Genomic DNA, 24,920 nt, shown 5'->3' with positions numbered 1-24,920 from the left:
ACGCAAAGTATGTTCGATTCTACACATACGCTCGCTAACGGACTCGAGTCTACGAGGCGGTGGGTGAGATGGCGCCGCCGCGCCAAGCTGCGGGGCCGGGCGGCCCCACGGCTACTCGTGCGTTTATTTTTGGGCTATGTCACCGTCAGGTGTGGGAACGCTCCCAGTGTTGCCTTCAGTAACGTTTCTGGTGAACGGATGCGCCTGGCGTCGGGTATTCAGCGCCAGCCCAGGTAGTTCGGCAGGTAGCGCGTGGCCACGCCGTGAAACGGCCGCAGCCAGTCGCATGGTGAATATGCAGAGTCAGACAGCACCGCCAAGGGAAGATTCCGTCATTTCCCCTACTTGCCGATGACTGAGCCTATTTTTTTACATACAGCATGTCAGGCACGTAACTGCTGCCGTTGTGCGAGAAGGTGTAGAGGGTGTTGTCACGCAAGACGATGCCGCCTTTGATGGTTTGCGCGGGGAGCGTGCCTTCGTCGAGCAGGCAAGTGGAGCCGCCTTCATATTCGATGCACCATTGCTGTTTGCCATCTTTCTTCACGTATTGCACGCCGGGCCCCGTGACGTTGAAGCTATAGGCGGGGATGGACAGGTTCAGTTTGTCGATGCGCACGTTGCTCGCGGCCCCATTCTCCGTCAGTTTGACGAGAACGTCAGCCACGCCATCCGGTGTCGCCGTGATTTTCGAGGTCATGGTTTCCGTGCCCAGCAAGGTGCCGCTGCAGCCGGTCTTGAGATAGGTTTCGGTGGTGGAGGTCAGTTCCATCGCGCCGCTGCCGTCGGCTTTGGCTGCGACGACCATGGTCTGGCGTTCATGCTCGTCGCATGGCGCTTGCCAGGTGCCGACGTAGGGCGCCAGCGTCGAGCCGGCATTGACATTGCCTGCATCACTGCTGCCGCCGCCGCCACCGCCGCAGCCAGCCAGCAGTGCGGTACTTGATGTCAATAATACTGCTACGATTTTTTTCATGCCCATCCTTTTATGCCGGCAAACATGCGTGCCGTAGACGCGGCAACAGTATAAAAGGATGGCTCAGGGGCAATTCTCACCGAATGTATTTGCCACTTGATTTACATCAAGGATAGCGTGCAATGACCAGGCAAGGCAGGCTTAAAACTCTTCCCAGTCATCTCCTGCCGGTGCCTTGGCCGGCGCGTGCTGTGCCGCTGGCGGCTTGGCAACGGCCAGGCGCTTGGCAGGTGATGCTGTCTTTGGCGGCGCGGCGCGCGGTGTTGCCACGGCTGCCGCCGGCGTTGCTGCCGGCGCTTCCTGCCGTACCTGTTCGCCCAGCTTGAACACGCTGACCACCTCGGCCAGATGGCTGGCCTGGTCTTGCAGGCTTTCGGCGGCCGCCGCCGCTTCTTCGACCAGGGCCGCGTTCTGCTGCGTCACGCCATCCATCTGCGCCAGCGCCTGGTTGACCTGGGCGATGCCGTCGCTTTGTTCGTTGGTGGCGACGCTGATGTCGGCCATGATGGCGGTCACCTTGCGCACGCTGTCGACCACCTGTTCCATGGTGGCGCCCGCTTCATCGACGAGCTTGCTGCCGGCCGCGACCTTGCCCACCGAATCGTCGATCAGCAGCTTGATTTCCTTGGCCGCCGCCGCCGAGCGTTGCGCCAGGTTGCGCACTTCCGTGGCGACGACGGCGAAACCGCGGCCCTGTTCGCCCGCGCGCGCTGCTTCCACGGCCGCATTCAGGGCCAGGATATTCGTCTGGAAGGCGATGCCGTCGATCACGCTGATGATGTCGACGATCTTGTTCGACGAGTCGTTGATCGAGGTCATCGTTTCGATGACCTTGCCGACCACTTCGCCGCTCTTCTGCGCCACGCTCGATGCGGAAGCGGCCAGTTGATTCGCCTGGCGCGCATGGTCGGCGTTTTCCTTGACGGTGCCCGTCAGTTCTTCCACCGAAGCGGCCGTTTCTTCGAGCGAACTGGCTTGCTGCTCCGTGCGGGCCGACAGGTCGTTATTGCCTTGCGCAATTTCCGCGCTGGCGCGGGCCACGTTGTCGGCGCTGGCTTGCACTTGCAGCAGCACGGCATGGATCTTTTCCACGAAGGCGTTGAAACCCTTGCCGATGACGGCCAGCTCGTCGGTCCCCTTGACTTCCAGCTTGACGCGCAGGTCGGCGTCGCCGCTCGACAGGTCCGTCATGGTGCGGCCCAGGGTGCGCAGGGGGCGCGTCAGCTGGTTGACGACGAGGATCAAAATACCGGCCGTGGCCGCCGCGCACAGCAGGGCGACGATCAGTGTGTAGATCATCAGGTCGCGCGCCGAGGCGATGGCCACGCTTTTCGGGAAGTTCAGTTCCACGCTCCAGGGCGCGATATCGGGGTGGATCTGCAGCGGCTGCAGCAAATGGATATAGCCCTGGCCGTCTTCATATTCGTACGGCTGGCCCTGGCGCACTTTTTCCAGGCCGGCCGCAGGCACGTCGTCGGCCTTCTTGCCCAGACGCTCAGGCACGGGATGGCTCGCGTACAGGCCGCCGTTCGAGATCAGGGCCAGCTTGCCGCCCTCGATCACTTTCAGGTCGGCCAGGATTTTCGCCAGGCGCGTGAGCATGAAGTCGGCGCTGGCCACGCCCTTGAAGCCGCCGTCGATCATGATGGGGGCCACCAGCGAGGCCATCAGCACATTCTTGCCGTCGACGGGGTAGATGTACGGTTCCGTAAAGTAAGTCTTGCCCGTGCGCTTGGGCACGTCATACCAGTCGTTGGCGCCCGGTTTCGGGTCGAAGACGATGGGTTCGACTTGCAGCTTGCCGCCGGCGCCCCGCGTCCAGTAGGGCATGAAGCGGCCGCTGGCGTCGTAGTACGGCTTCTGGTTGGCGAAATCCGCATCCTTGCCGTCGAGCGCGTTCGGCTCCCACGTCACGGCCGCGCCCAGCAAGTCTTCCGAGCTGGTCAGGGTGGCCTTGGTCAGTTCATTGATCTGCTCGCGCTGCAGGGGCAGGCTGGCGCTCTTGGTGCCGCGCATGGCGCCGGCCAGGCTGGAAACGCTGGACAGGTTGCTGGCGATGCGCGCCTGCAGCGCGCCGGCCACTTCGCGCGCCGACGTGCGCGCCAGGTCCAGCGCGGCCGCTTCCGCGCTGGCGCTGCTCTTGTAGCCGATCACCGCCGCCGTGACGCCGAGGCTGAGGACGGCGAGCGCGGTGGCGGCGACGCAGATTTTACTGTTCAGTGAGAGTTGCATGATGCTGTTCCTTGATGGGGAGGGGTATCGGTGCCATGGGCGTCGCGGGTGGCGCGCCTAGAACGTCTTGCTGATGGCCACGACCAGCGTGGCCGCGGCCGGGTTCGACGTGTCGAACTGGCCGGCCGCATTCGGAATGCCCAAGGTGTAATGGTCGTAGGCGTCGGTGGCGCCCCAGGCGCGCGTCACGGCCGCGCTGGCGCTCCAGCCGCCGTCGAAGGCCCGGGTGACGCCCACCTTGGCGTCGCGCCAGTTCCAGATGGCATTGCCCGTGCCCGCCACCCGGCCATTGCCGGCGTGCAGGTTCAAGGTCCAGGCATTGCCCAGGTCGACATTCGCGCCCACGTCCAGGTAGCCCGTGCCGCGCGCATGCGTGATGCCGAAGAAGTCCGGCGTGACCGTATGGTTGTACTTGGCGTACAGCATCTTGTAGCTGAGGCCCAGCGACAGTTCGCCATAGTCATACTTGACGCCTGTGGCGCGGTAGACGGCACCCGGATACTTGTAGTAATACGCGAGCACGCTGTAGCCCAGTTCACCCACCGTGCCGCTGTAGCCGCCGTACAGATCCCATTCGACCGTGGCGTCTTGAATGTAGCGGTCGCTGACGGTGGAAGCCCAGGTGCCGAGCGACCAGCCGCTCGGGTGCGCGTAGTCGGCCCCCGCCTGCAGCGCCGGCTTGCCCCAGGTCTGGCGAAAGCCGCGCGAAATGTACTGGGACGTGAGGCTGGCATTGGCGCTGAAGGTGGCGGCAGGGCTGTCCGTGCTCTGCGCCTGCACGGGCAGGGCGGCCAGCAGGAAGAGGCAGCCGAGCAAGGATGTTCCAGGAAAATAGTGGTGCGATGGCATGGCAGTCAGCTCCGTATTTGCTGGCAGCGGCCGTCCAGGCACGTTGCCCTGATGGTTGCAATAAAAATGCGGAATGGACTTTTGTGGAGGCAAGGCGGACCCTGCCTGCAGGCTCGCATGAACGGGCAGATATTCTCGCTAAACTTAACTGAAAGGATAGGGGGTGGGACTAGTGGAAGTCAACAAAGTTGCGCTACGGAAAACGTAAGTTGTTGTTTCCCGGCACTTTTTCATGTGCCTGTCACATGCGCTTGTTACATTCGCGGCCCGCCACGGCTGGCTGCCTCCTGCAGGCTGGCCAGCAAGCCGGGCAGGGCCGCGTGCAAGGCAGGCAGGTCGCCCGCCGACAGTTCGGCCTGCGTTTCCACCCGGCCCGAAGGCTGGCCCCAGACGACCTGTGCGCTGAGCCGGGCGCCCGACTCGAGTCCCGTGACGCTGACCAGCAGGGCGACTTCTTCCGGGGCATCGTCGGGCACGTCCTCGAGCAGGCAGGAAATGCCGAAATGATAATCGTGGAAGGCGCTGGCCGTGCCGCTGGAAAAGGCGAATACGGAGGCGAGCGCCCGTGGGGCCGCCGCCGCGAGTGCGGGCAGGGCGGCGCGGAACAGGGGCAGCAAGTCGTTTTCCAGCTGGAGCACCAGCGGGTGGGTGTGGACGAGGACGGTCATGGCAGGAGGAAGTCAATGGCGGCGCGCGATGTTAGCAGCTTTCGCCGCCGCTGTGGCCATGGACTGTGGTCCTACCAGTGGCGTCAGTCGTCATCGCTGGTGACGCGCGTGCGCACGAAATCGATGTGGCTTTGCATGGCCGTGCGCGCTTCCTCGGGCTGGCTGGCGCAGATGGCCTCGCACAGCGTGCGGTGCTGTGACAGCAGCTGCAGCGAGGTCGCGTCGTCCTGCTGGCGCAAGCCCGTGCCATTGATGGTGATGTGTTCGCGCAGCATGCCGATGATGCTGGTGTGCAAGTGCAGGAACATGGTGTTGTGCGACGCCTGCGCGATGACTTCATGCAGGCGCGCGTCGGCCTGCGCCTCGCCGTGCTTGTCGTCGCTGGCGCGTGCCTGCTCCAGTTCGGCCAGCAGCGCCATGATCTGCGCGCGCTCGTCGCCGTTGGCCCGCTGCGCCGCGAAATAGGCCGTCGCCCCTTCCAGCACGCGGCGAAATTCCAGGATGTCGTCGCGCAGGGCGGGGTGGTCGGCCACCAGCTGGCTCCACGGTGACGCCATGCCGGTGCGCAATTGATCGGTCACGAACACGCCGGCCCCGCGCCGGCTGCGCACGAGGCCGCGCGCCGCCAGCCGCTGCACCGCTTCGCGCACGGTGTTGCGCGAGACCCCATATTGCAGCGCCAGCAGGCGCTCGGCCGGCAATTGCGCGCCCGCCGGCAAGCTGCCGTCCAGCAGGGCCGTCTCCAGCCTGCGCATCACCATCTCGACCCTGCCCCGTGTTTGCATGCCTGTCGCCATCGATGTCTTCCGGTGTTGTTTTAAAGTGGTCCGAGCAATTTGAAGTGGCTTGCGGAAGCTGGAATTATGCGTGAACCGGTCATTCTTAACAACACACAGCGGCGCCGCAGCAACACACAGAGCGCCGGGGAGACACACTCATGCAGCCAGACCCGCGCCAGCCGCGCCACTATCCGCCATCACCACACGAGGTGTACCTGTTCGCCACCTGCCTGGTCGACCTGTTCGTGCCGCAGGCGGGGCTCGACGCGGTGCGCCTGCTGGAGCGGGAAGGCTTGCTGGTGCACTATCCGCGCGGCCAGAGCTGCTGTGGCCAGCCCGCCTACAGCAGCGGCAACCCGGAACAGGCGCGTGCCGTGGCGCGCGCCCAGCTCGACCTGTTTGCGCAGCCCTGGCCCGTGATCGTGCCGTCCGGTTCCTGTGCCGGCATGATGCGTCACCACTGGCCGCAGCTGTTCCAGGACGACCCGGTGGCCGGTCCCAAGGCGCTGGAACTGGCCGAGCGCGTGTACGAACTGAGCGAGTTTCTCGTCTGCGTGCTGCAGCTTGACCTGGCGGGCCTGGCCCTGGCCGGCGCCGGGCAGGCCGATGAAAACGTGGTGCTGCATACCTCGTGCGGGGCGCGCCGCGAAATGGGCACGCGCACCCACGGCGTGGCCCTGGTTGACGCCTTGCCCGGCGTGACGCGTATCGAACACCAGCGCGAATCGGAATGCTGCGGTTTCGGCGGCACGTTTTCACTAAAACATCCGGACATTTCTGGCGCCATGGTCAGCGACAAGATCGCTTCGGCCTGCGCCACGGGCTGCGACCGGCTGGTCTCGGCCGACTGCGGCTGCCTGCTCAATATCGGCCACGCCGCGCAGCACCAGGGCGCGCCGCTGCCCGTCGAGCACATGGCCAGCTTTTTGTGGCGCCGCACGGGAGGCGCGCCATGAGTACGGCATTGACTGCCCGCGAACGCATGCTGGGGCGTTTGCGCGCCGCCGCGCCCTCGGCGCCCGAAGCGGTGGATGCCATCGATACGGCCATCGACAATCACTACCAGGCCCGTCGCGCTGCCGCGCCGCTGCCGGCACGGCACAGGATAGCCGCCATGCAGGCAGCCTTGCGCGCTGCGCACGCGGAAGTCGACTGCGTGAGCGCGGATGCCTGGCCGGCCCTGCTGGCGCAGCGCCTCGGTGAACACGGCGTGCGCCGTTTGCTGCTCGATACCGGCAGCGCCGAAGGGCAGGCCTTGCACGCCGCCTTGCCGCAGGGCGTGGCAGCGCTGTCTTTTGACCGTCCGCTGGCGCAGTGGAAGGGAGAGCTGTTCGACACCGTCGACGCGGGGTTGACCGTCGCGCGCTCCGGCATCGCCGCCACGGGCACCCTGGTCATCGCGCCCGATGCGGCCACGCCGCGCACGGTGTCCTTGGCGCCGCCCTTGCACATCTGCCTCGTGTATGCGAGCAGCCTGCACGTGGACTTGCACGCGGCGGCGCGCGCCGAACGCTGGGCGGACGGCATGCCGGCCAACCTGGTGCTGGTGTCGGGGCCCTCGAAAACGTCGGATATCCAGCAAACCCTCGCGTATGGCGCGCATGGCCCGCGCTGGCTGTGGGTATTGATCATCGACGACTTGCCAGCCCACGAAGGAGGCCAGCCATGAACGCCAAGCCCCTGCAATTCGTCAAGCCGGCGGACTTTCATGCGCGCGCCCGCGCCGCGCTGGACGACCCGAAACTGCGCCAGAGCTTTCGCGGCGCCATGGATTTTTTACAGGACAAGCGCAGCGCCCAATTTCCCGACGGCGACGAGCTGGAACGCCTGCGCGACATCGGCGAAGCCGTGCGCCGGCACGCGCTGGCGCGCCTGCCCGATTTGCTGGTGCAGCTGGAAGACAGACTGACAGCGGCCGGGGTGCAGGTGCACTGGGCCGAGGATGGCGAGCAGGCCAACGCCATCATCCACGCCATCGCACAGCGCAATCAGGCGACGCGCTTCATCAAGGGCAAGTCGATGGCCAGCGAGGAAATCGAGCTCAATCACTACCTGGAAGCGCGCGGCATGCGCTGCCTGGAGTCCGATATGGGCGAGTACATCGTCCAGCTGGCAGGCGAAAAGCCGTCGCACATCGTCATGCCGGCGATACACAAGACCAAGGCCGACATCGCCGGCCTGTTCGCCGAGCACATCCCCGATGCGCCCTACACGGAAGACGTCGACAGCCTGATCCAGATGGGGCGGCGCGCCCTGCGCCAGGCCTTCGTCGAGGCGGACATCGGCCTGTCGGGCGTGAACTTCGCGGCGGCCGACACGGGCACCCTGTGGCTGGTGGAAAACGAGGGCAATGGCCGGTTGACGACGTCCGTGCCGGAGGTGCACATCGCCATCATGGGCATGGAAAAGGTGGTGGCCAAGCTGGAGCACATCGTGCCGTTGGCCAGCCTGCTGACGCGTTCGGCGACGGGGCAGGCCATCACCACGTATTTCAACCTGATTTCCGGCCCGCGCCGGGAAGGGGAACAGGATGGCCCGCGCGAAGTGCACCTGGTGCTGCTCGATAACGGCCGCAGCCAGGCTTACGCCGACGAGCAGCTGCGCGCCACCCTGCAATGCATACGCTGCGGCGCCTGCATGAACCACTGCCCCGTCTACACGCGCATCGGCGGTCACGCTTACGGCACCACGTATCCGGGACCGATCGGCAAGATCATCTCGCCCCATTTGCTGGGGCTGGACGCGACGGCCGACCTGGCCACCGCGTCGAGCCTGTGCGGTGCCTGCGGCGAAGTGTGCCCCGTGCGCATCCCGATTCCGCAGCTGCTGGTGCGCCTGCGCACGGAGGCGAACCGCAATCCTGACGAACAGGTGGCGCATCCGCTGCGCGGGCAGGGGGCCAAGTTCAGCCGCGGCGAAAGCCTGATCTGGCGCTTCTGGAGCGGCGCCTTCGCGCGCCCCGCCAGCTACCGTTTGTTCCGCTGGGCCGCTACGCGGCTGCGGATGCTGACGCCGCGCGCGCAGCTGGGCTGGACGCAGCACCGCAAGCCTTTACAACCGGCGCCGCGCAGCCTGGCCGACCTGCTCAACGCACGGGGGCAGGAAGAATAGCGACGCCCCCCCCATACCGCAAAAAACACGCTGCACACAATTACATCAAAAGCCGTTTTTTCATTCAACCCGCATCCACCGGAGGAGACCCGACATGCAAACCTGGACCCAACTTTATACACCGCTCGGCAGCCTGTGGCTGTCGTCGCTGGCGGCAGCCGTTCCCATCATTTTCTTCTTCATCGCCCTGGCGGCGCTGCGCATCAAGGGCCACGTGGCGGCCGCCGTCACCCTGGCGCTGGCGCTGGCCGTGGCGATTTTCGCGTACGGCATGCCCGTGCCGCAGGCGCTGGCGGCGGCCGGTTACGGTTTTGCGTATGGCCTGTGGCCCATCGCCTGGATCATCGTCACGGCCGTCTTCCTGTATAAAATCGTCGTCAAGACGGGGCAGATCGAGATCATCCGCGCCTCCGTGCTGTCGGTGACGGACGACCAGCGCCTGCAGGTGCTCTTGATCGGCTTTGCCTTCGGCGCCTTCCTGGAAGGGGCGGCCGGTTTCGGCGCACCCGTGGCCATCACCTCGGCCTTGCTGGTGGGCCTGGGCTTCAACCCGCTGTACGCGGCGGGCCTGTGCCTGATCGCCAATACGGCGCCCGTGGCCTTCGGCGCCATGGGCATTCCCATCATCGTGGCGGGCCAGGTGACGGGCATCGACCCATTCCTGATCGGCGCCATGGCGGGCCGCCAGTTGCCGTTGCTGTCGCTGCTGGTGCCGTTCTGGCTGGTCTTCATGATGGATGGTTTGCGCGGCGTGCGCGAAGTGTGGCCGGCCGCCCTGGTGACGGGTTTGAGTTTTGCCGTGACCCAGTATTTCACGTCGAACCATATCGGCCCTGAACTGCCGGACATCACCTCGGCCCTCGTCAGCCTGGTCTCGCTGACCCTGTTCCTGAAAGTGTGGCAGCCGAAGAATGCGAAAGTGGCCTATGCCGTCGGCGGCGGCACGGCCGCGCTGTCCGGTTTTGGCGGCGCGGGCGGTGCTGCGGACCTGCGCGGCGGCGGCAACCGCGCCGCTTCTCCCTACACGACGGTGCAGACCATGCGTGCCTGGGCGCCGTTCGGCCTGTTGACGGCCATCGTCACCGTGTGGAGCCTGCCCGGCTTCAAGGCGCTGTTTGCCGCCGGCGGCGCGCTGTCTGGCCTGGTCATCAAGATCCACGTGCCCTATCTCGATAAACTGGTGATGAAGACGATGCCCATCGTGGCGGAGCCGAAGGCGTATGACGCCGTGTTCAAGCTCGATCTGCTGTCGGCCGTGGGCACGGCGATCTTGCTGACGGCCGTATTGTCGATGCTGATGCTGCGCATGAAGCCGCGCGATGGCGTCAAGGCGTTCGTGGAAACCGTGGCGGAGTTGCGCCGTCCCGTGCTGTCGATCGGCCTGGTGCTGGCGTTTGCCTTCGTTGCCAATTACTCGGGCATGTCGTCCACGCTGGCCCTGCTGCTGGCCGGCAGCGGCGCCGCCTTCCCGTTCTTCTCGCCGTTCCTGGGCTGGCTGGGCGTCTTCCTGACGGGTTCCGACACGTCGTCGAACGCCTTGTTCTGCTCGCTGCAAAACACGACGGCGCACCAGATCGGCGTGTCCGACACCTTGATGGTGGCGGCCAATACGACGGGCGGCGTGACGGCGAAGATGATCTCGCCCCAGTCGATCGCCGTCGCCTGCGCGGCAACGGGCCTGGTGGGCAAGGAATCGGACCTGTTCCGCTTTACCTTGAAGCACAGCCTGTTGTTTGCCGTGATCATCGGCATCATCACCATGCTGCAAGCCTACGTGTTTACCGGCATGATCCCGCATTGAGCGGTCCGTAGAAGTACGTAGTAAAACTAGATGAATTGATAGTAAAACGTGCAGACGGTCATGAAAATGACCTGATGCGCTGCAACATATCGAGGATGGCCCGGCGCAATGCCGGGTCTGCGGCGATGCCGTCCGCATCGAGTCCCGACCCCAGCAGGGGCAGGCTGATGCAGGCCTCGTCGATCAGGCGCGCCGACATGGTGCGCACCGTTTCGCGCAGTGCCGCCTGCGCGTGCGTGGCGCGCGGCGAGGCGTTCAGCAGCACCAGCGGCTTGTCGATGAACGATTCATTTCCCACCATCCAATCCAGCGCATTCTTCATGGGCCCGCTCACGCCGTGCGCATACTCGGGGCTGGCCAGCATCAGCACGTCGGCCGCCAGGATGGCGTCGCGCAGACCCGTCACGGCGGGCAGGCTGTCGGCGTCGAGGTCAGGATTGAACAGCGGCAGTTCACCGAGTCCCGGATGGATGCGGATGTCGAATGACGGCGGGGCAAGCCGGGCAATGGCGCGCAGCAGGGCGGTGTTCAGCGAGGCGGCGCGCAGGCTGCCGGCGATGGCGAGGATGGTAATGGGCGTTTGCATCCCGCCTGTATAGCCCATCCTGTGCTCAAGCGCAAGGCTAGCAGGATGGCGCTATCGATGTTGCAACAGCCGATGACGGGCTGTGATGAGTGGCTGGGTATTACGGCACTCTTAACGGCTCAGACCGCTCATCCAGCTTGGCTGCGGGTTGGCACGGGCCAGTTCGCGCATGCGGTATTCCAGATCGTAACGGTCGGTCGATTCGGCCAGGTAGGCTTCTTCGTAAGCGCGCTCGCGGCGGTCGCTGCTTTGGTTCAGCCAGGCACCGACGCGTTTTGCGGCGTGGACCAGGGTGGCGACGATATTGCTGTTTTGCGTGGTGTGGTAAGTAAATGCGGTAGACATGGCAGACTCCTTATGTGGCGTGCCGCGTTGTGCTGCACTGCAATATAAGTATAGCGACTCCAAGTTATAAGGCTACTTTTGATTTCAAATGTCAGCTATTCAATTTTGAAATAACAGCCGGGAAAGCTGCGCAATACGGGGCTTTAAGGCATAATGCGGGCGCAGTATCGTAGTTTTACTACAAGACTGTTTTGCCCCGAATGTTGTTTTCAGACGCAGCCCGCAGGCATGCCGCGCCTACAAGACGTCATTCTGGCGAGAAACGGTCGGCCGTGCGCCTGCCGCGCGCAAGAAGCGCCAAGCCTGCCCCATTTCGTTGATGGCAGTCATGGCCCACGCTGATATCTGCGTGGCGCTTGCGCGTCCTGGTGCTGCCCGGGTGGAAACGCTTCCATGCCTGGCAAGATCAACTTGGAATTGAAAAATGGAGAAGGTATGGAATACGTAAAGCAAGGCCAAGGCGTCCAGTCCGCGCAGGCCGGCACGCAAAACAATACAGGCGCCCTGATCATTGTCACGGTCCTGTTTTTCATGTGGGGACTGCTGACCTCGCTTAATGATGTGCTGATTCCCCATCTGCGCTCGATCTACACCTTGACCTATGTCCAGGCGATGCTGGTGCAGTTCTGCTTCTTTGGCGCCTACGCCATCGTTTCGCTGCCCGCCGGCATGCTGATCAAGAAAATCGGCTACCAGCGCGGCGTCGTCGCCGGCCTGCTGATCGCCGCCGCCGGCTGCGCCATGTTCTACCCGGCCTCGACCGGCAGCTATGCGCTGTTCCTGTTGTCCTTCTTCATCCTGGCGGCCGGCATCACCGTGCTGCAGGTGGCCGCCAACCCGTATGTGACGGAACTGGGCGACCCGCAGACGGCGTCGAGCCGATTGACCCTGACGCAGGCGTTCAATGCGCTGGGCACCACCGTGGCGCCTGCGCTGGGCGGCATGCTGATTTTGTCCGGCACCGTGCTGACGGTGCAGCAGTTCGACCTGCTGCCGGCGGCCGAGCAACTGGCCTACCGCGCCAAGGAAGCCGCTTCCGTGCAAGGCCCGTACCTGGTACTGGCCGCCACCCTGGTGATCCTGGCCGTGCTGTTCGCGCTGGCCAAACTGCCGAAGATTTCGCATGCCGACGATGCGGCCGCCCTGGCGCAGGACGGCAACAAGGTCTCGATCTGGTCGCACCGCCACCTGGTGCTGGGCGCGCTGGCCATCTTCCTGTACGTGGGCGGTGAAGTGAGCATCGGCAGCTTCCTGATCAACTTCCTGGGCGAGAGCCACATCGCGGGCCTCAGCCACGCCGACGCCGCCTATTTCGTCAGCTATTACTGGGGCGGCGCCATGCTGGGCCGCTTCGTCGGCTTTGCCGTGATGCGCTATGTCAGCCCGGGCAAGACCCTGGCCTTCAACGCCGCCGTCGTCATCGCGCTGATCCTCGTCGCCGTGTTCTCCAGCGGTCACACGGCCATGTGGGCATTGATCGCCGTCGGCCTGTTCAACTCCATCATGTTCCCGACCATCTTCAGCATGGCCTTGAACAAGCTGGGCGCGCAAACGGGGCAAGGTTCGGGCATCCTGTGCATGGCCATCGTCGGCGGCGCCATCGTGCCGTTCATCCAGGGCTTCCTGGCCGACCACATCAACCTGCAACTGTCGTTCCTCGTGCCGGCCCTGTGCTACACGTTTATTTTGTACTTCGGCTGGAAGTACGCGAGCATGTACAGCGACGACGCCAAGTAAACAAGGTAGCGTTATCAATATAAAGGGTGGCCTCGGCCACCCTTTTTTACGTCAGTGCGCGAATTGCGTGCCCTGCACGTCCTGGCACACCTCGAGCCAGGCGCGCGCCGCGTGCGACAGATAGCGCCCGCTCCAGACGTGCGCCACCTGCCACGCCACTTCCGGCTCGACGATGCGCACCGTCTCCAACGGTTCGCCGGCCAGGCGGTGGATGAACGGCTCAGGCAGCAGGGCCACGCCCAGTCCCGCCGACGCCATCGCCACCAGCCAGTCCCACTGGCCGCTCTGCGCGGCGATCGTCGGAGTGAAGCCCGCCTGCGCGAAATGCTGGCGCAGGCTGCGCGTCAGGGCGAAATCATCTTTCAATAACACCAGCGGCAAGTCTGCCAGCGCCTTGAAGGGCAGCGTCGTGCGGTTTTTCTGGAACGTGCCCGGCTCGGCCAGGGCCCAGATCGGGTAGCTGGCCACTTCCACGGCCACGAGGTCGAGTTCCGGGTCTGCCGGCAGCACCGTCATGCCGATTTCCAGCTCGCCGGCCGCCACCTTGCGTTCGATCTGCTGGCCCGTGTCTTCCTGCAGGGTCAGGCTGATGTGCGGATGGCGCGCGCGGAAGGCTTTTAATACAGGGGTAAACAGCACATTGATCATGGGCGGGATGCCCACCGTCAGGCTGCCGCGCTGCAAGGCCTGGGTGTCGCGCACTTCCAGGGTCAGCTGGCGCATGTTTGCCAGCATTTCCTGGCCGTGCTGGTAGACGATGCGGCCCGTGTCCGTCAAGGTCAGCTTGCGCCCGTCGCGCACCAGCAGCTGCGCGCCCACCTCGTCTTCCAGCTGGCGCACCATCTTGCTGATGGTCGACTGGGTCAGGTGCAGCGATTCGGCCGCCTGCGTAAAGCTCGACAGGCGCACGGTTTCGACGAAATAGCGCAGGGAACGGATATCCAAGAGGGTGCTCGGCAGTGGCGCGACATGAAAATATCGACTGGATGTGGCGAAATTAATTCATGCCATGCATGTAAGCGGGATTTTATACTGAAACCACTTATGGGGTTGGTGTATGACAGCCATCCAGTTTGAGAATATTAAGAATATCAGGAGCATCACGATGTACGAGGACCGTATCCGCCACCCAGGCTTGCTCAGCAAAATCATGAGCGCCGACGAGGCAGCCAAATTGTTCCACAGCGGCATGCGTGTCGGCATGAGCGGCTTTACCCGTGCCGGCGACGCCAAGGCCTTGCCGCGCGCCCTGGCCGAGCGTGCCCTGCAAGACCCCTTGAGCCTGACCCTGATCACGGGCGCTTCGCTGGGCAATGGCAGCGACGGCCTGATGGCCGAAGCGGGCGTGCTGGCGCGCCGCATGCCGTTCCAGGTCGACCCTGTCTTGCGCGGCAAGATCAACAAGGGCGAAGTCATGTTCATCGACCAGCATCTGTCGGAAACGGCTGAGCAGCTGCGCTCGGGCAACCTGGCTGCCGTCGACATCGCCGTCATCGAAGCGACGGCCATCACTGCGGCCGGCGCCATCATCCCGACCATGTCGGTGGGCAACTCCGCCGCCTTCGCCCAGCAGGCGAAGCAAGTCATCATCGAAATCAACCTGTCCACGCCGCTGGCGCTGGAAGGCTTGCACGACATCTATATTCCGCATACCTTGCCGGGCCGGGAACCGATACCCCTCACGCGTGTCGACCAGCGCCTGGGCAGCACAGCCATCGCCATCGACCCGGCCCGCATCGCCGCCATCGTCATCACGGACAGCCCCGACAGCCCGTCGAACGCCTTGCCGCCCGACGCGGAAACGCAAGCGATCGCCGGCCATGTGATTGCCTTCCTCGAAGGCGAAGTGGCGGCCGGGCGCATGGGGCCGGAATTGCTGCCGCTGCAGGCGGGCATCGGCACCATCGCCAACGCCGTGCTGCACGGCCTGATCGGTTCGCCCTTCCAGAACATGACGATGTATTCGGAAGTGCTGCAGGACAGCGCCATCGAACTGCTCGATTCGGGCCAGCTGGCGTTTGCCTCGGCTTCGTCGATCACCCTGTCGGCCGCCGTGCACCAGAAGCTGATGGACAATATCGACCACTACCGCTCGAAAATCGTGCTGCGCCCGCAAGAGATCAGCAACCACCCGGAAATCGTGCGCCGCCTGGGCATCATCGCCCTGAACACGGCGCTGGAGTTCGATATCTATGGCAACGTCAATTCCACGCACGTGTGCGGCACGCACATGATGAACGGCATCGGCGGCTCGGGCGACTTCGCGCGCAACGGGCAAGTGTCGATGTTTGTGTCGAAATCGGCGGCCAAGGGCGGGCGCATTTCCAGCGTCGTGCCGATGGTCTCGCATGTCGACCATACGGAGCATGACGTCGACGTGCTGGTGACGGAGTGGGGCTATGCAGACTTGCGCGGCCTGGCGCCGCGCGAACGGGCGCCCTTGATCATCGAGCGCTGCACGCATCCCGCTTACCGCGATCAATTGCGCGCGTATTACGACGCGGCATGCCAGCGCGGTGGCCATACGCCGCACATCCTGGAACAGGCGCTGTCGTGGCATACGCGCTATCAGGAAACGCAGAGCATGCTGGCAGCGCAGTAGTTTGCGTCAGCGTAAACATAGGGCAGGGCGGTGCGGCACCGCGCCTGCCTTTTTCACAATTCAATACATATGCAGCGCCTTGGCGCCCAGGCCCAGCAGGGCAAACGTGGTGGTGGCCTGGATGCCCATGAACCACAGGAAGTGAGTGTGCATGTGTTTGCGGATGTCGCCCAGTTCCGTGCGCAAGGCGTGGCAGTCGCCGCGCAGGTCGCCGCGAAATTGCGTCAGGTCGGCCCGCAGCAGCTGCGACTCGTCGCGCAATTCCGCACGCACGTTGTCCAGGCCTTCGCCAAGACGCTGTTCCAGGGTCTTGAACCATAGCCGGTCATGTTCCCGGTCCGTTTCCAGTTTTGTCAGGCGCGCTTCCATGCGTACAGCATTGTTCGCGCTTTGCTGTTTGTCAAGCCGGTCCGTGGCATAGGCTTCGTTCATCTCGCACTCCTTCGCGCGAGCCGCGCTGCACCAGCGCAGGCGGCGTCACCCCACTGTCCGCCTTTTCCGTCCGGGCGGTTTGCGCTGGGTCAAACGTCACGAGGACGGTGCAAAGCGCAGGCGGATGCCTGCCGTGACGACAGCCAGCAAGTCGTCGATATGTGCGTTCATTTCCAGGTGCGGCGTCCATGGGTCGCCCGCATCCATGACGATGCGCAGGGAAACGAGGCCGTGCAGAGACTGCCAAAAGATTTGCGTCATCGTGTGCAGCGCCGGCTCGTCCTGGCGTACCTGGCCCGCCTGCGCCAGTTCGCCGAACAGGTGCAGCGCGTAGGCATAGGGGTCTTGCTCGATATTGCCGTGTTCCACTTCGACGGCGTCGACTTCCGCGTGCGGACGCAGCTCCATGAAGATCAGCGAATACTCGTCGGGATGCTGGAAGCCGTACTCGATGTAAGCGCGGCCGACCAGGCTGATGCGTTCCCATGGGTCCATGCTATTGGCGCAGGCGGTGCGCATGGCGCGTACCAGTTCCAGCAAATCCTTGTCCATGGCCTGGGCGATCAGGGTGGCCTTGTCGCGGAACAGGGCGTACACGACGGTGGTGGAAAATCCTGCCGCCTCGGCCACCTTGCGGATGGAGACGGCGCGCGCGCCACCCTTTTTGATGAGGTCTTTGACGACGTCGATGATGTGTTCGCGCCGCGCCTGCGCCTCGCGCAACTTTCTTTCCTGAATATTGGTCAACTTCTTGTCCACGACTCTTTCCTGGCGACTCTATGAAAGCAGGAATTATAGGGGCGCGATGGCCCGCTAATGTGTCTGGCATTGTTACAATTCAGTTTTTTGTCCGGTGGATGCGACAGTAGACCGATTTTTCGCGCTTTTGACCCCCGCTTTTCCATCGATGCCCCGGAATGGTGCACGAATCGGCTGGCCAGGCTTTGCGAACGGGGACAAAGGGCGGAAAATAGAGGGATAGCTTACACTGCGTTTAGCGCAACGGCGGCCGCCCGCGAGGCGACGCCGGCACACTTACATTCGGACGGGATCATTACATGACCATTAAAATCAGCCAGAACTTCGACTCGGGCGCCATCGACGTGGTGAGCGCCACCAGCGCCGGCGCCATCGACCTGAACTTGCGCAAGGATAGCCACGCCGACATCCACCAGTGGTTCCACTTCCGCCTGCAGGGCGCGCGCGGCCAGGCATGCACGATGCGCTTCCTGAACGCGGGCCAGGCCACCTATCCGGCCGGCTATGAAGACTACCAGGCCGTGGCCAGCTACGACAGCGAAAACTGGTTCCGCGTGCCGACGACGTTCGACGGCCAGGTCATGACGATCTCGCACACGCCGGAACTTGACAGCGTGTACTACGCCTACTTCGAACCGTACTCGTGGGAACGCCATTTGCGCCTGCTGGGCGAAGTGGCCGAGCATCCGCTGGCGCGCGTATCGGACCTGGGCAGCACGGTCGATGGCCGCGACATGAACATGGTTACCATCGGCAATCCGCAGGCGGAAAAGAAAATCTGGGTCATCGCGCGCCAGCATCCGGGCGAATCGATGGCCGAATGGTTCGTCGAAGGCTTGATCGACTCGCTGCTCGACGACGCCAACCCGATCGCACGCAAACTCTTGCAGCGCGCCGTGTTCCACATCGTGCCGAACATGAACCCGGACGGCTCGATTCGCGGCAACCTGCGCACGAATGCGGCTGGCGCCAACCTGAACCGCGAATGGATGACGCCATCGCTGGAATCGAGCCCGGAAGTGCTGTGCGTGAAAAACAAGATCCACGAAACGGGCGTCGACATGTTCTTCGACATCCACGGCGATGAGGCGCTGCCGTACAACTTTGTGGCCGGCAACGAAATGCTGGAAAACTTCACGCCGGCGCAAGCGGCGCACCAGAAAGCCTTCATCGAGCGCTACAAGCAGGCCAGCCCCGACTTCCAGGACAAGTTCGGCTATGCGGCCAGCAAGTACAAGTCGGACATGCTGACCCTGGCGTCGAAATACATCGGCCACCACTTCGGCTGCCTGGCGCTGACCCTGGAAATGCCGTTCAAGGAAAATGCCGACTTGCCGGATCCGGCCGTGGGCTGGAACGGCGCGCGCAGCGCGGCCCTGGGTGCGGCCATGCTGCAGCCTATCCTGCTGTCGCTGGATTGAGCGGCGTTGATCATGGGCGTCGAGATCGAGCGTAAATTTCTGCTGCAAGGCGATGCCTGGCGCGGCTTGGGGCAGGCGGTGCTGCTGCGCCAGGGCTACCTGTCGTCCGCGCGCGAGCGCGTGGTGCGGGTGCGCATCGAGGGCGAACAGGCGATGCTGACCATCAAGGGCGCCAATGTGGGGGCGACGCGCGGCGAGTGGGAGTATCCGATCCCGCTGGCCGACGCCGTCGAACTGCTCGACGGCCTGTGCGAACAGCCGCTGATCGAAAAGTACCGCCACCGCATCGAACACGCGGGCATGGTGTGGGAAGTCGACGAGTTCCTGGGCGTCAATGCGGGCTTGCTCGTGGCCGAGATCGAACTGGCCTCGGAAGACCAGCCCTTCGAGAAGCCGGAATGGATAGGCGCGGAAGTGTCGGGCGATGCGCGCTACTACAATGCCAACCTGATCCGCCACCCGTTCTCGCAGTGGTGATAGTGTTTTAAATGACGTTGAAATGAAAAAGGCGGAACCGGGGTTCCGCCTTTTTTATGCGCCAACGCTGTTGTCGGATTACGCCGTTCCGGCTAATCCGACCTACGGCCTGCCTTTCAACCATTATATCGACACCTATTGCATCGACACCTCTTCAAACCGTAGTCGGATTACGCCGTTCCGGCTAATCTGACCTACGGCCTATGCCGGCATCGTAGGTCGGATTAGCGCTGCGCGCGTAATCCGACAAGCCCGCATCAATGGAAATGCTCGGTGCCCTGCGGCGTATCTTCTGGCATTTCCGCATGCGCCAGCTCGCCGACCGGGTCGGCAAACAGGGGGGCGCCGCAGTCGTCGCAATACTCTCCGACAAAACGTTCCGCATGGCGCTTGATCTGCGTCACGCCGGCGGCGTTCAGGTGTTCGATGATTTCATCGACGGGCGTCTTTTGCTTGTCCAGTGCGGCGATGCCGACCTGGATCAGGCCTTCGATCGGCGTGCCATCCTCGTCTTCCTGGCCGTACAGGGGCCAGACGATGCCGTAGATGACGTCCGGCGCCTGGCGCAGGGTGAAGGCGATGCGGTACTCGTCGACCTGGCCGTCGGCCGCCTCTTCGCCGAAGCCGGCGATCACGGCGCGCAGTTCCGACGGTTCGATGGCCAGCGTGTGCGTCAGGTAGTGCACGGCGGCGCGCACGGAGACGGGGCGTATCAGCTTGTCCGCCTCGCGGCAAGCCACGTAGTACGCTTCCGGCAGCAGCAATTCCAGGCCGCAGCCGGGCAGCAGGCGGGCGATGGTCGGCGTCGCCTGCGTGCGCCATTGTTCCAGGGCGGCGCTGCGCTCGGCGATGAAGTCGAGCTGGCTCGAAGGCGTCTGCCAGCGGAACAGCGGTGCGCCGGCAGGGGCCACCACGGCCACCAGCAGGTAGCGCGTATCGGCCAGGAAGGGCGCCGTTTCCGCTTCTTTGCTGGAGGGCTTGACGGCCGTGCCCTTCAGGGCGGCCAGGGCCAGCTTCTGCGTCTTGGCATAGGTCTCGACGTGGCTGCGCGGCAACTGGTCGATCGAATACAGGGTGGGCGCCATGGCCATCTTCGTGCCGTCGGCCAGCAGGTGGGCGGCGAAATGCGCGGACAGCACGCCGTGCGCATCGCCGGCCATGGGGCCGGAAGCGATGGAAAAGCGCGTCCACGCGAGGATGGGCACGGCGACGAGCAGGGCGTCGTAGCGCACGTCTTCATGCGTGACGACGGTCGATTCGCTGATGGCTTCAACGCAGTCCATCAGCACGTCGTAGGCGTTCAAGTCTTCCTTGAACAGGCTGCCCAGGGTGTTGTCGATGGTGTCCTGGTGGCCGGTTTTGAGTAATTTCTGGAGCTGCGTATCCAGGCTGTGTTCCCAGGACCGCTCTTCGAGACGGCTGGCTGCCTGTACGATCGCCTGGGCAAAGGTGACCAGGCGCTGGCTGTCGGCAGTCAGTTTATGGGATGAATCTTTGGAAGGACGACGCATAGCGGGATAAGAGTCTCGGAAAGTGAAAAAAATGGATCAGTCAAACAATGATAAACCCTTATAACCGTATTGTAGAGGATTCAGCCGCACGCAATACGTAAGCTGTCCTTAGATCATGCCAATAGTCGAAATTTCAAGTCGGAACGGGGCGCAGGGACGAAAAAAAGCGCCGGTCGGAACCGGCGCTTTTATCTTACCTCACAGCTGGGCTGATTACTCGGCCAGCAGTTGACGCAGCACGAATGGCAGGATACCGCCATGCTTGTAGTAATCGACTTCGATCGGCGTATCGATGCGCAGCAGGACTTTGACTTCCTGGCTGCTGCCGTCGGCGCGGTGGATCACCAGGGTGGCCAGTTGCTGTGGCTTGATTTCGCCTTCGAGGCCTTTCAGGTCGAAGGTTTCATTGCCGGTGATGCCCAGCGTCTGCACGCTGTCGTCGCCGATGAATTGCAGCGGCAGCACGCCCATGCCCACCAGGTTCGAGCGGTGGATGCGCTCGAACGAACGGGTGATCACGGCTTTCACGCCCAGCAGCTGGGTGCCCTTGGCTGCCCAGTCGCGCGACGAGCCCGTACCGTACTCTTCGCCGCCGAAGACCATGGTTGGCGTACCTTCAGCAACATATTTCATCGCTGCGTCGTAGATCGACATCTGTTCGCCGGAAGGCTGGTGGATCGTGATGCCGCCTTCGACCGCCGAACCGTCCGCCTTGGCAGGGATCATGCGGTTTTTGATACGCACGTTGGCAAACGTGCCGCGCATCATGATTTCATGGTTGCCGCGACGCGAGCCGTAGGAGTTGAAGTCCGCTTTGAGGACGCCGTTTTCCTTCAGCCATTTGCCTGCAGGACCGTTTTCCTGGATCGAGCCGGCTGGCGAGATGTGGTCGGTGGTGATGGAATCGCCGAACACGCCCAGTGCGCGCGCGCCTTCGATGCCGGTGGCCACAGCCGCTGGTGTCATCGAGAAGTTGTCGAAGAACGGCGGTTCCGCGATGTAGGTCGATTTCGGCCAGTTGTAGACTTGGCCGGAGACGGTGGTGACTTTCTCCCACAGCTTGCCTGGCGCGCCCTTGACGTCGGCGTAGTTGTCCTTGAATACCTTGGCGTTCATGGCGAACTTCATCATGGCCGACACTTCAGCCGAGGTCGGCCAGATGTCGCCCAGGTAGACGTCCTTGCCGCCCTTGCCCTTGCCGACAGGTTCCGTCATCAGGTCGCGCGTCATGTTGCCGGCGATGGCGTAAGCGACGACCAGCGGAGGCGAAGCGAGGAAGTTCGAGCGGATGTTCGGGTGGATACGCGCTTCGAAGTTGCGGTTGCCCGACAGCACGGCCGAGGCGACGATGTCATGCGTGGCAATCGCTGCGTTCAGCTCGGGCGTCAGGTCGCCCGCATTGCCGATACAGGTGGTGCAGCCGTAGGCGGTCACGCCGAAGCCCAGTTTTTCCAGGTAGGGCAGCAGGCCGGCGGCCGTCAGGTACTCGGTCACGACGCGCGAGCCGGGAGCCAGCGATGTCTTGATGTGCGGCGCGACCTTCAGGCCCGCTTCCACGGCTTTCTTGGCCAGCAGGCCGGCAGCCAGCATCACGCTCGGGTTCGAGGTGTTGGTGCACGAGGTGATCGCGGCGATCAGCACGTCACCGTTCGACACTTTCACGCCGTTCGTCGTTTCGTACACGGCAGCCAGGTCGGCCGGATTCTTGTTGAAGCCGTTTTCGGTCGTCGGCTTGGCGAACAGCTCGGCGAAGTTCGCCTTGACGTTGCCGATTTCGATACGGTCTTGCGGGCGTTTCGGGCCGGCCAGCGACGGAGCGACCGACGCCAGGTTCAGTTCCACCACGCGGGTGTAGTCGATGTCGCCGGCTTTTGGCACACCGAACAGGTTCTGCGCCTTGAAGTAGCCTTCGAACGCGGCGATTTCAGCCTTGCTGCGGCCGGTGCCCTTGAAGTAGTCGATGGTCGCTTCGTCGACGGGGAAGAAGCCCATGGTCGCGCCGTATTCCGGTGCCATGTTGGCGATCGTCGCGCGGTCCGTCAGGGTCAAGGACTCAGTACCTTCGCCGAAGAATTCGACGAACTTGCCGACGACTTTCTCTTTGCGCAGCAATTCGGTAATCGTCAGTACCAGATCGGTGGCGGTGCAGCCTTCGCGCAGCGCGCCGGACAGGTTTACGCCGATGACGTCCGGCGTCAGGAAGTAGACCGGCTGGCCCAGCATGCCGGCTTCCGCCTCGATGCCGCCCACGCCCCAGCCGACTACGCCGATGCCGTTGATCATGGTGGTGTGCGAGTCGGTGCCGACCAGGGTGTCGGGGTAGTACACGTCGCCGGCTTTCTTGCCTGCGTGGTGCACGCCGCGCGCCAGGTATTCCAGGTTGACCTGGTGGACGATGCCGAAGCCCGGCGGCACGACGCCGAAGGTGTCGAATGCCTGCATGCCCCATTTCATGAACTGGTAACGCTCGTTGTTACGCGAGAATTCCAGTTTCATGTTCAGGTCCAGCGCTTTCTTTTCGCGGTAGTGATCGATGGTGACCGAGTGGTCGACCACCAGGTCGACCGGCACCAGCGGTTCGATCTTCTTGGCGTTGATGCCCATCTTGGCGGCCACGTTGCGCATCGCTGCCAGGTCGGCCAGCAGCGGTACGCCGGTGAAGTCTTGCAGCACGACGCGCGCCACTACGAACGGGATCTCGTCGGTGCGCTCGGCGGTCGGGCCCCAGCTCGCCAATTGCTTGACGTGTTCTTCGGTGACTTTTTTGCCGTCGCAGTTGCGCAATACCGATTCGAGCACGATACGAATCGACACTGGCAGGCGGGAGACATTGATGCCCAGGCTTTTTTCCAGCGCAGGCAGGGAATACAGCTTGCCCTTCTTGCTGTCCGAAATATTAAAGTCCTTGAGCGTGTTCAGAGTGTTGCGGGACATGACCTCTCCTTGTTGGGTATCGTCTATTATTGATTATTCAAATTACAAAACATGACTGAGCCCCCGAAGAGGCCCTTGCTACGCACATCAGCCGCCGGTCGCCGGCAGCACGCCCAGCGATGGCGCGGCTTCCATCACTGCCGCCGGCTTGGCTTGCTCCGCATCCTTGCATTCATTGGCCAACTGGCGGCCCTGCTTGGAGTCGAGCAGCATGCCCTTGGCCGGGATGCCGATCCACACGAGACCATACAGACGGTTCTCGAAGCGGTTGGCGCCGGTGGTGGTGCCAACGCGGCTCAGGCGGTGCAGGCGCTTCTTCCAGCGCAGGGCGATGTGTTTGTCGTCAGTAGCATTGGTGTAGATGGTAATTTTATTACCAAGTTCACAATTGAAATCGGTGGAGGCCGAGCCTGCCGTGTTCGGTTCATCGGCTTCTTCCTTGTCGGCGACCGACATGGCCAGCGGATGGGCTTCCTTGGCGGCAGCTTTTGCCTTGGCGGCCTTGGCCTTTGGCTTGGCCTTGACGGCCTTGGGATTTGCCTCTGCCGTGGCGGCGAAGCTGGCTGGCGCCAGCGTGAGGGTCATGGCGCCCAGCGCGACGCTGCAGGCAATTGCTAATTTGGAGAGGGACATCGTGTAATTCCTGTCAGTTTTCAGTGGTGCTGGAAGAGGGGGTGTTGAGTAATGCAGCAGCCGCCTCGGGCAGGCCGAGGCCCGCCAGTTTGGCGCGTTGCAAAACGGTCCAATAATATCGGTAGCTGGCGCGGTCGTGCAAGCGGCCATTTTGCGCAATCGGCCCCCAGTTGGCGCGCAGCGCTTCGTTGAGGATGTTGCTGGCCTCGTTGACTTCGGACAGGCGCGGCGTAAAGGCCTTGATGATGGGCTTGATCTGGTCCGGGTGGATGCTCCACATGCGCGTGTACCCGAACTCGGCTGTTGCGCGCTGGGCGTCGTTGGCCACCACGGCCGAATCGCGCACGTCCGTCGTCACGTTATGCGACGCCACCTTGCCGTGCGCGTGGCAGGCGGCCGCCACTTCGAGCTTGGCGCGCACCACCAGCGGGTGCGTGAACTGGCCCGGCGTGCGCATGGCGGCGGCGGGAATGGCGCCGTAGTGGGCCGAGACGAAATCCATGATGCCGAAGGACAGGCATTCGACCTGGGGCAGGGCGGCGATCGCATAGGCGTCGCGCAGCGCGCCGTGCGTCTCGATCAGGATGTGCACGGGCAGGTTGTCGCGGCCGGCGCGGCGCGCGTGCAGGTTGATCAGGTCGATGGCCAGCATGGCGTCCTGCACGCCGGCCACCTTGGGCACGGCGATGTAGGCCAGGCGGGATGCGGCCGTGCAGATGATTTCCACGTCGCGCGCGAAAAACGCGCTGTCGACGTCGTGCACGCGCACGCCGATGCGGTTGAACTGGTTGTCGTCGCTGGCCAGCAGGCCGGCGATCATCAGGGCGTGGGATTCTTCATTGCCGGCGCTGGCGCCGTCTTCGCAGTCGAACGTGATGTCGAACAGGGGACCAAGCTCTTGTTGCAAAGCAATCGATTTACGCATCAGCTTTTCAGAGCCGGCGTAGTGGTCGCAAGCGGCGAGCAACAGCGGCTGGCGTTTGCCTTGGAATAAAACCTCGGAAGGGTGCATGCTTAAGGCATTTCTGCAGGTAAAGACTACTTGATAAAACAGCCGCGCCGCGAAT

At 63.5% G+C, this 24,920-nt stretch carries 22 protein-coding genes and 1 pseudogene; 8 read left to right on the top strand and 15 right to left on the bottom strand.

The window, feature by feature from the left end:
• Positions 1–134: 134 nt before the first annotated feature.
• The 6 genes and pseudogenes from AC1Q6X_RS01935 to AC1Q6X_RS01910 form a co-directional block, all read right to left on the bottom strand.
• Positions 135–281, bottom strand: a pseudogene (locus tag AC1Q6X_RS01935) (IS1595 family transposase); the annotation flags it as partial.
• An 80-nt stretch (positions 282–361) separates the two neighbouring features.
• Positions 362–976 carry a hypothetical protein gene (locus AC1Q6X_RS01930; RefSeq protein ID WP_492494749.1) on the bottom strand — a complete coding sequence of 205 codons (615 nt, stop codon included), beginning with the start codon at positions 974–976 and terminating at the stop codon, positions 362–364.
• Positions 977–1,117: 141 nt separating this feature from the next.
• Positions 1,118–3,208 carry a methyl-accepting chemotaxis protein gene (locus AC1Q6X_RS01925; RefSeq protein ID WP_492494747.1) on the bottom strand — a complete coding sequence of 697 codons (2,091 nt, stop codon included), beginning with the start codon at positions 3,206–3,208 and terminating at the stop codon, positions 1,118–1,120.
• Positions 3,209–3,265: 57 nt separating this feature from the next.
• Positions 3,266–4,024, bottom strand: coding sequence for a TorF family putative porin (locus tag AC1Q6X_RS01920; protein WP_083293424.1), 759 nt, complete (start codon positions 4,022–4,024; stop codon positions 3,266–3,268).
• A gap of 287 nt (positions 4,025–4,311) precedes the next feature.
• The gene (locus AC1Q6X_RS01915; protein ID WP_492494744.1) at positions 4,312–4,725 is read right to left on the bottom strand and encodes a hypothetical protein; all 414 of its coding nucleotides are present in this window, start codon (positions 4,723–4,725) and stop codon (positions 4,312–4,314) included.
• Positions 4,726–4,808: 83 nt separating this feature from the next.
• On the bottom strand, positions 4,809–5,510 hold the full coding sequence (locus AC1Q6X_RS01910) for a FadR/GntR family transcriptional regulator (protein ID WP_256267148.1): 702 nt from the start codon (positions 5,508–5,510) through the stop codon (positions 4,809–4,811).
• A 152-nt stretch (positions 5,511–5,662) separates the two neighbouring features.
• Here AC1Q6X_RS01910 and AC1Q6X_RS01905 point away from each other — a divergent pair, with 152 nt between their 5' ends.
• From AC1Q6X_RS01905 to AC1Q6X_RS01890, 4 genes are all read left to right on the top strand, one after another.
• Positions 5,663–6,460, top strand: a complete 798-nt coding sequence (locus AC1Q6X_RS01905) for a (Fe-S)-binding protein (protein WP_492494742.1) — start codon at positions 5,663–5,665, stop codon at positions 6,458–6,460.
• Positions 6,457–7,173, top strand: coding sequence for a LutC/YkgG family protein (locus AC1Q6X_RS01900; protein WP_492494740.1), 717 nt, complete (start codon positions 6,457–6,459; stop codon positions 7,171–7,173). Before AC1Q6X_RS01905 ends, AC1Q6X_RS01900 begins: the two co-directional genes overlap by 4 nt.
• A complete protein-coding gene (locus AC1Q6X_RS01895; protein ID WP_492494738.1) occupies positions 7,170–8,615 on the top strand; it encodes a LutB/LldF family L-lactate oxidation iron-sulfur protein in 1,446 nt (481 codons plus the stop codon). The genes AC1Q6X_RS01900 and AC1Q6X_RS01895 overlap by 4 nt, the downstream gene beginning before the upstream one ends.
• Positions 8,616–8,709: 94 nt before the next feature.
• On the top strand, positions 8,710–10,416 hold the full coding sequence (locus AC1Q6X_RS01890) for a lactate permease LctP family transporter (protein ID WP_492494736.1): 1,707 nt from the start codon (positions 8,710–8,712) through the stop codon (positions 10,414–10,416).
• A 58-nt stretch (positions 10,417–10,474) separates the two neighbouring features.
• Here AC1Q6X_RS01890 and AC1Q6X_RS01885 read toward each other — a convergent pair whose 3' ends face one another.
• Positions 10,475–11,002, bottom strand: a complete 528-nt coding sequence (locus tag AC1Q6X_RS01885) for an NADPH-dependent FMN reductase (protein ID WP_409028145.1) — start codon at positions 11,000–11,002, stop codon at positions 10,475–10,477.
• Between the two features lie 111 nt (positions 11,003–11,113).
• Positions 11,114–11,347: a DUF3563 family protein gene (locus AC1Q6X_RS01880; protein ID WP_080698581.1), complete on the bottom strand. Its 234-nt coding sequence runs from the start codon at positions 11,345–11,347 to the stop codon at positions 11,114–11,116.
• A 435-nt stretch (positions 11,348–11,782) separates the two neighbouring features.
• On the opposite strand from AC1Q6X_RS01880, the gene fucP reads away from it, so the two are divergent.
• Positions 11,783–13,084, top strand: coding sequence for an L-fucose:H+ symporter permease (fucP, locus tag AC1Q6X_RS01875; protein WP_070290605.1), 1,302 nt, complete (start codon positions 11,783–11,785; stop codon positions 13,082–13,084).
• Positions 13,085–13,135: 51 nt separating this feature from the next.
• On the opposite strand, the gene AC1Q6X_RS01870 is transcribed toward fucP, so the two are convergent.
• Entirely contained in the window at positions 13,136–14,029 is an 894-nt protein-coding gene (locus AC1Q6X_RS01870; RefSeq protein WP_492494733.1) for a LysR substrate-binding domain-containing protein, read from the bottom strand.
• A 160-nt stretch (positions 14,030–14,189) separates the two neighbouring features.
• Here AC1Q6X_RS01870 and scpC point away from each other — a divergent pair, with 160 nt between their 5' ends.
• Positions 14,190–15,686, top strand: a complete 1,497-nt coding sequence (scpC, locus tag AC1Q6X_RS01865; protein ID WP_070219210.1) for a succinyl-CoA:acetate CoA-transferase ScpC — start codon at positions 14,190–14,192, stop codon at positions 15,684–15,686.
• A gap of 60 nt (positions 15,687–15,746) precedes the next feature.
• On the opposite strand, the gene AC1Q6X_RS01860 is transcribed toward scpC, so the two are convergent.
• Positions 15,747–16,118, bottom strand: coding sequence for a hypothetical protein (locus tag AC1Q6X_RS01860; protein WP_070219183.1), 372 nt, complete (start codon positions 16,116–16,118; stop codon positions 15,747–15,749).
• Between the two features lie 96 nt (positions 16,119–16,214).
• Positions 16,215–16,877 carry a TetR/AcrR family transcriptional regulator gene (locus AC1Q6X_RS01855; protein WP_070219184.1) on the bottom strand — a complete coding sequence of 221 codons (663 nt, stop codon included), beginning with the start codon at positions 16,875–16,877 and terminating at the stop codon, positions 16,215–16,217.
• A 299-nt stretch (positions 16,878–17,176) separates the two neighbouring features.
• Here AC1Q6X_RS01855 and AC1Q6X_RS01850 point away from each other — a divergent pair, with 299 nt between their 5' ends.
• Complete coding sequence (locus AC1Q6X_RS01850; RefSeq protein WP_070219185.1) at positions 17,177–18,298, top strand: M14 family metallopeptidase; 1,122 nt, start codon at positions 17,177–17,179, stop codon at positions 18,296–18,298.
• A gap of 12 nt (positions 18,299–18,310) precedes the next feature.
• On the top strand, positions 18,311–18,775 hold the full coding sequence (locus AC1Q6X_RS01845) for a CYTH domain-containing protein (protein ID WP_492417545.1): 465 nt from the start codon (positions 18,311–18,313) through the stop codon (positions 18,773–18,775).
• 257 nt (positions 18,776–19,032) lie between these two features.
• Here AC1Q6X_RS01845 and AC1Q6X_RS01840 read toward each other — a convergent pair whose 3' ends face one another.
• The 4 genes from AC1Q6X_RS01840 to AC1Q6X_RS01825 all read right to left on the bottom strand — a co-directional run bounded on the left by AC1Q6X_RS01840 (position 19,033) and on the right by AC1Q6X_RS01825 (position 24,865).
• Positions 19,033–20,286 (bottom strand): DUF2863 family protein, encoded by a 1,254-nt coding sequence (locus AC1Q6X_RS01840; RefSeq protein ID WP_070219186.1) that lies wholly within the window; start codon positions 20,284–20,286, stop codon positions 19,033–19,035.
• A gap of 213 nt (positions 20,287–20,499) precedes the next feature.
• Positions 20,500–23,220 (bottom strand): aconitate hydratase AcnA, encoded by a 2,721-nt coding sequence (acnA, locus tag AC1Q6X_RS01835; RefSeq protein ID WP_070219187.1) that lies wholly within the window; start codon positions 23,218–23,220, stop codon positions 20,500–20,502.
• 87 nt (positions 23,221–23,307) lie between these two features.
• On the bottom strand, positions 23,308–23,853 hold the full coding sequence (locus AC1Q6X_RS01830) for a hypothetical protein (protein ID WP_230504977.1): 546 nt from the start codon (positions 23,851–23,853) through the stop codon (positions 23,308–23,310).
• Positions 23,854–23,866: 13 nt separating this feature from the next.
• Entirely contained in the window at positions 23,867–24,865 is a 999-nt protein-coding gene (locus AC1Q6X_RS01825) for an HpcH/HpaI aldolase/citrate lyase family protein (RefSeq protein ID WP_070219189.1), read from the bottom strand.
• Positions 24,866–24,920: the final 55 nt, after the last annotated feature.

It is taken from the genome of Janthinobacterium sp. GW823-FHT06H09 (assembly GCF_058794735.1).
Note: the sequence above shows the minus strand (reverse complement) of the source record. Positions and strands in the feature narration are given on the sequence as shown.

Excerpts from the sequence above, each read along its gene's own strand:
- AC1Q6X_RS01930 (WP_492494749.1), bottom strand. The coding sequence starts at position 976 with ATGAAAAAAATCGTAGCAGTATTATTGACATCAAGTACCGCACTGCTG.
- AC1Q6X_RS01925 (WP_492494747.1), bottom strand. The coding sequence starts at position 3,208 with ATGCAACTCTCACTGAACAGTAAAATCTGCGTCGCCGCCACCGCGCTC.
- AC1Q6X_RS01915 (WP_492494744.1), bottom strand. The coding sequence starts at position 4,725 with ATGACCGTCCTCGTCCACACCCACCCGCTGGTGCTCCAGCTGGAAAAC.
- AC1Q6X_RS01910 (WP_256267148.1), bottom strand. The coding sequence starts at position 5,510 with ATGCAAACACGGGGCAGGGTCGAGATGGTGATGCGCAGGCTGGAGACG.
- AC1Q6X_RS01905 (WP_492494742.1), top strand. The coding sequence starts at position 5,663 with ATGCAGCCAGACCCGCGCCAGCCGCGCCACTATCCGCCATCACCACAC.
- AC1Q6X_RS01900 (WP_492494740.1), top strand. The coding sequence starts at position 6,457 with ATGAGTACGGCATTGACTGCCCGCGAACGCATGCTGGGGCGTTTGCGC.
- AC1Q6X_RS01895 (WP_492494738.1), top strand. The coding sequence starts at position 7,170 with ATGAACGCCAAGCCCCTGCAATTCGTCAAGCCGGCGGACTTTCATGCG.
- AC1Q6X_RS01890 (WP_492494736.1), top strand. The coding sequence starts at position 8,710 with ATGCAAACCTGGACCCAACTTTATACACCGCTCGGCAGCCTGTGGCTG.
- AC1Q6X_RS01885 (WP_409028145.1), bottom strand. The coding sequence starts at position 11,002 with ATGCAAACGCCCATTACCATCCTCGCCATCGCCGGCAGCCTGCGCGCC.
- AC1Q6X_RS01880 (WP_080698581.1), bottom strand. The coding sequence starts at position 11,347 with ATGTCTACCGCATTTACTTACCACACCACGCAAAACAGCAATATCGTC.
- fucP (WP_070290605.1), top strand. The coding sequence starts at position 11,783 with ATGGAATACGTAAAGCAAGGCCAAGGCGTCCAGTCCGCGCAGGCCGGC.
- scpC (WP_070219210.1), top strand. The coding sequence starts at position 14,190 with ATGTACGAGGACCGTATCCGCCACCCAGGCTTGCTCAGCAAAATCATG.
- AC1Q6X_RS01860 (WP_070219183.1), bottom strand. The coding sequence starts at position 16,118 with ATGAACGAAGCCTATGCCACGGACCGGCTTGACAAACAGCAAAGCGCG.
- AC1Q6X_RS01850 (WP_070219185.1), top strand. The coding sequence starts at position 17,177 with ATGACCATTAAAATCAGCCAGAACTTCGACTCGGGCGCCATCGACGTG.
- AC1Q6X_RS01845 (WP_492417545.1), top strand. The coding sequence starts at position 18,311 with ATGGGCGTCGAGATCGAGCGTAAATTTCTGCTGCAAGGCGATGCCTGG.
- AC1Q6X_RS01840 (WP_070219186.1), bottom strand. The coding sequence starts at position 20,286 with ATGCGTCGTCCTTCCAAAGATTCATCCCATAAACTGACTGCCGACAGC.
- acnA (WP_070219187.1), bottom strand. The coding sequence starts at position 23,220 with ATGTCCCGCAACACTCTGAACACGCTCAAGGACTTTAATATTTCGGAC.
- AC1Q6X_RS01830 (WP_230504977.1), bottom strand. The coding sequence starts at position 23,853 with ATGTCCCTCTCCAAATTAGCAATTGCCTGCAGCGTCGCGCTGGGCGCC.
- AC1Q6X_RS01825 (WP_070219189.1), bottom strand. The coding sequence starts at position 24,865 with ATGCACCCTTCCGAGGTTTTATTCCAAGGCAAACGCCAGCCGCTGTTG.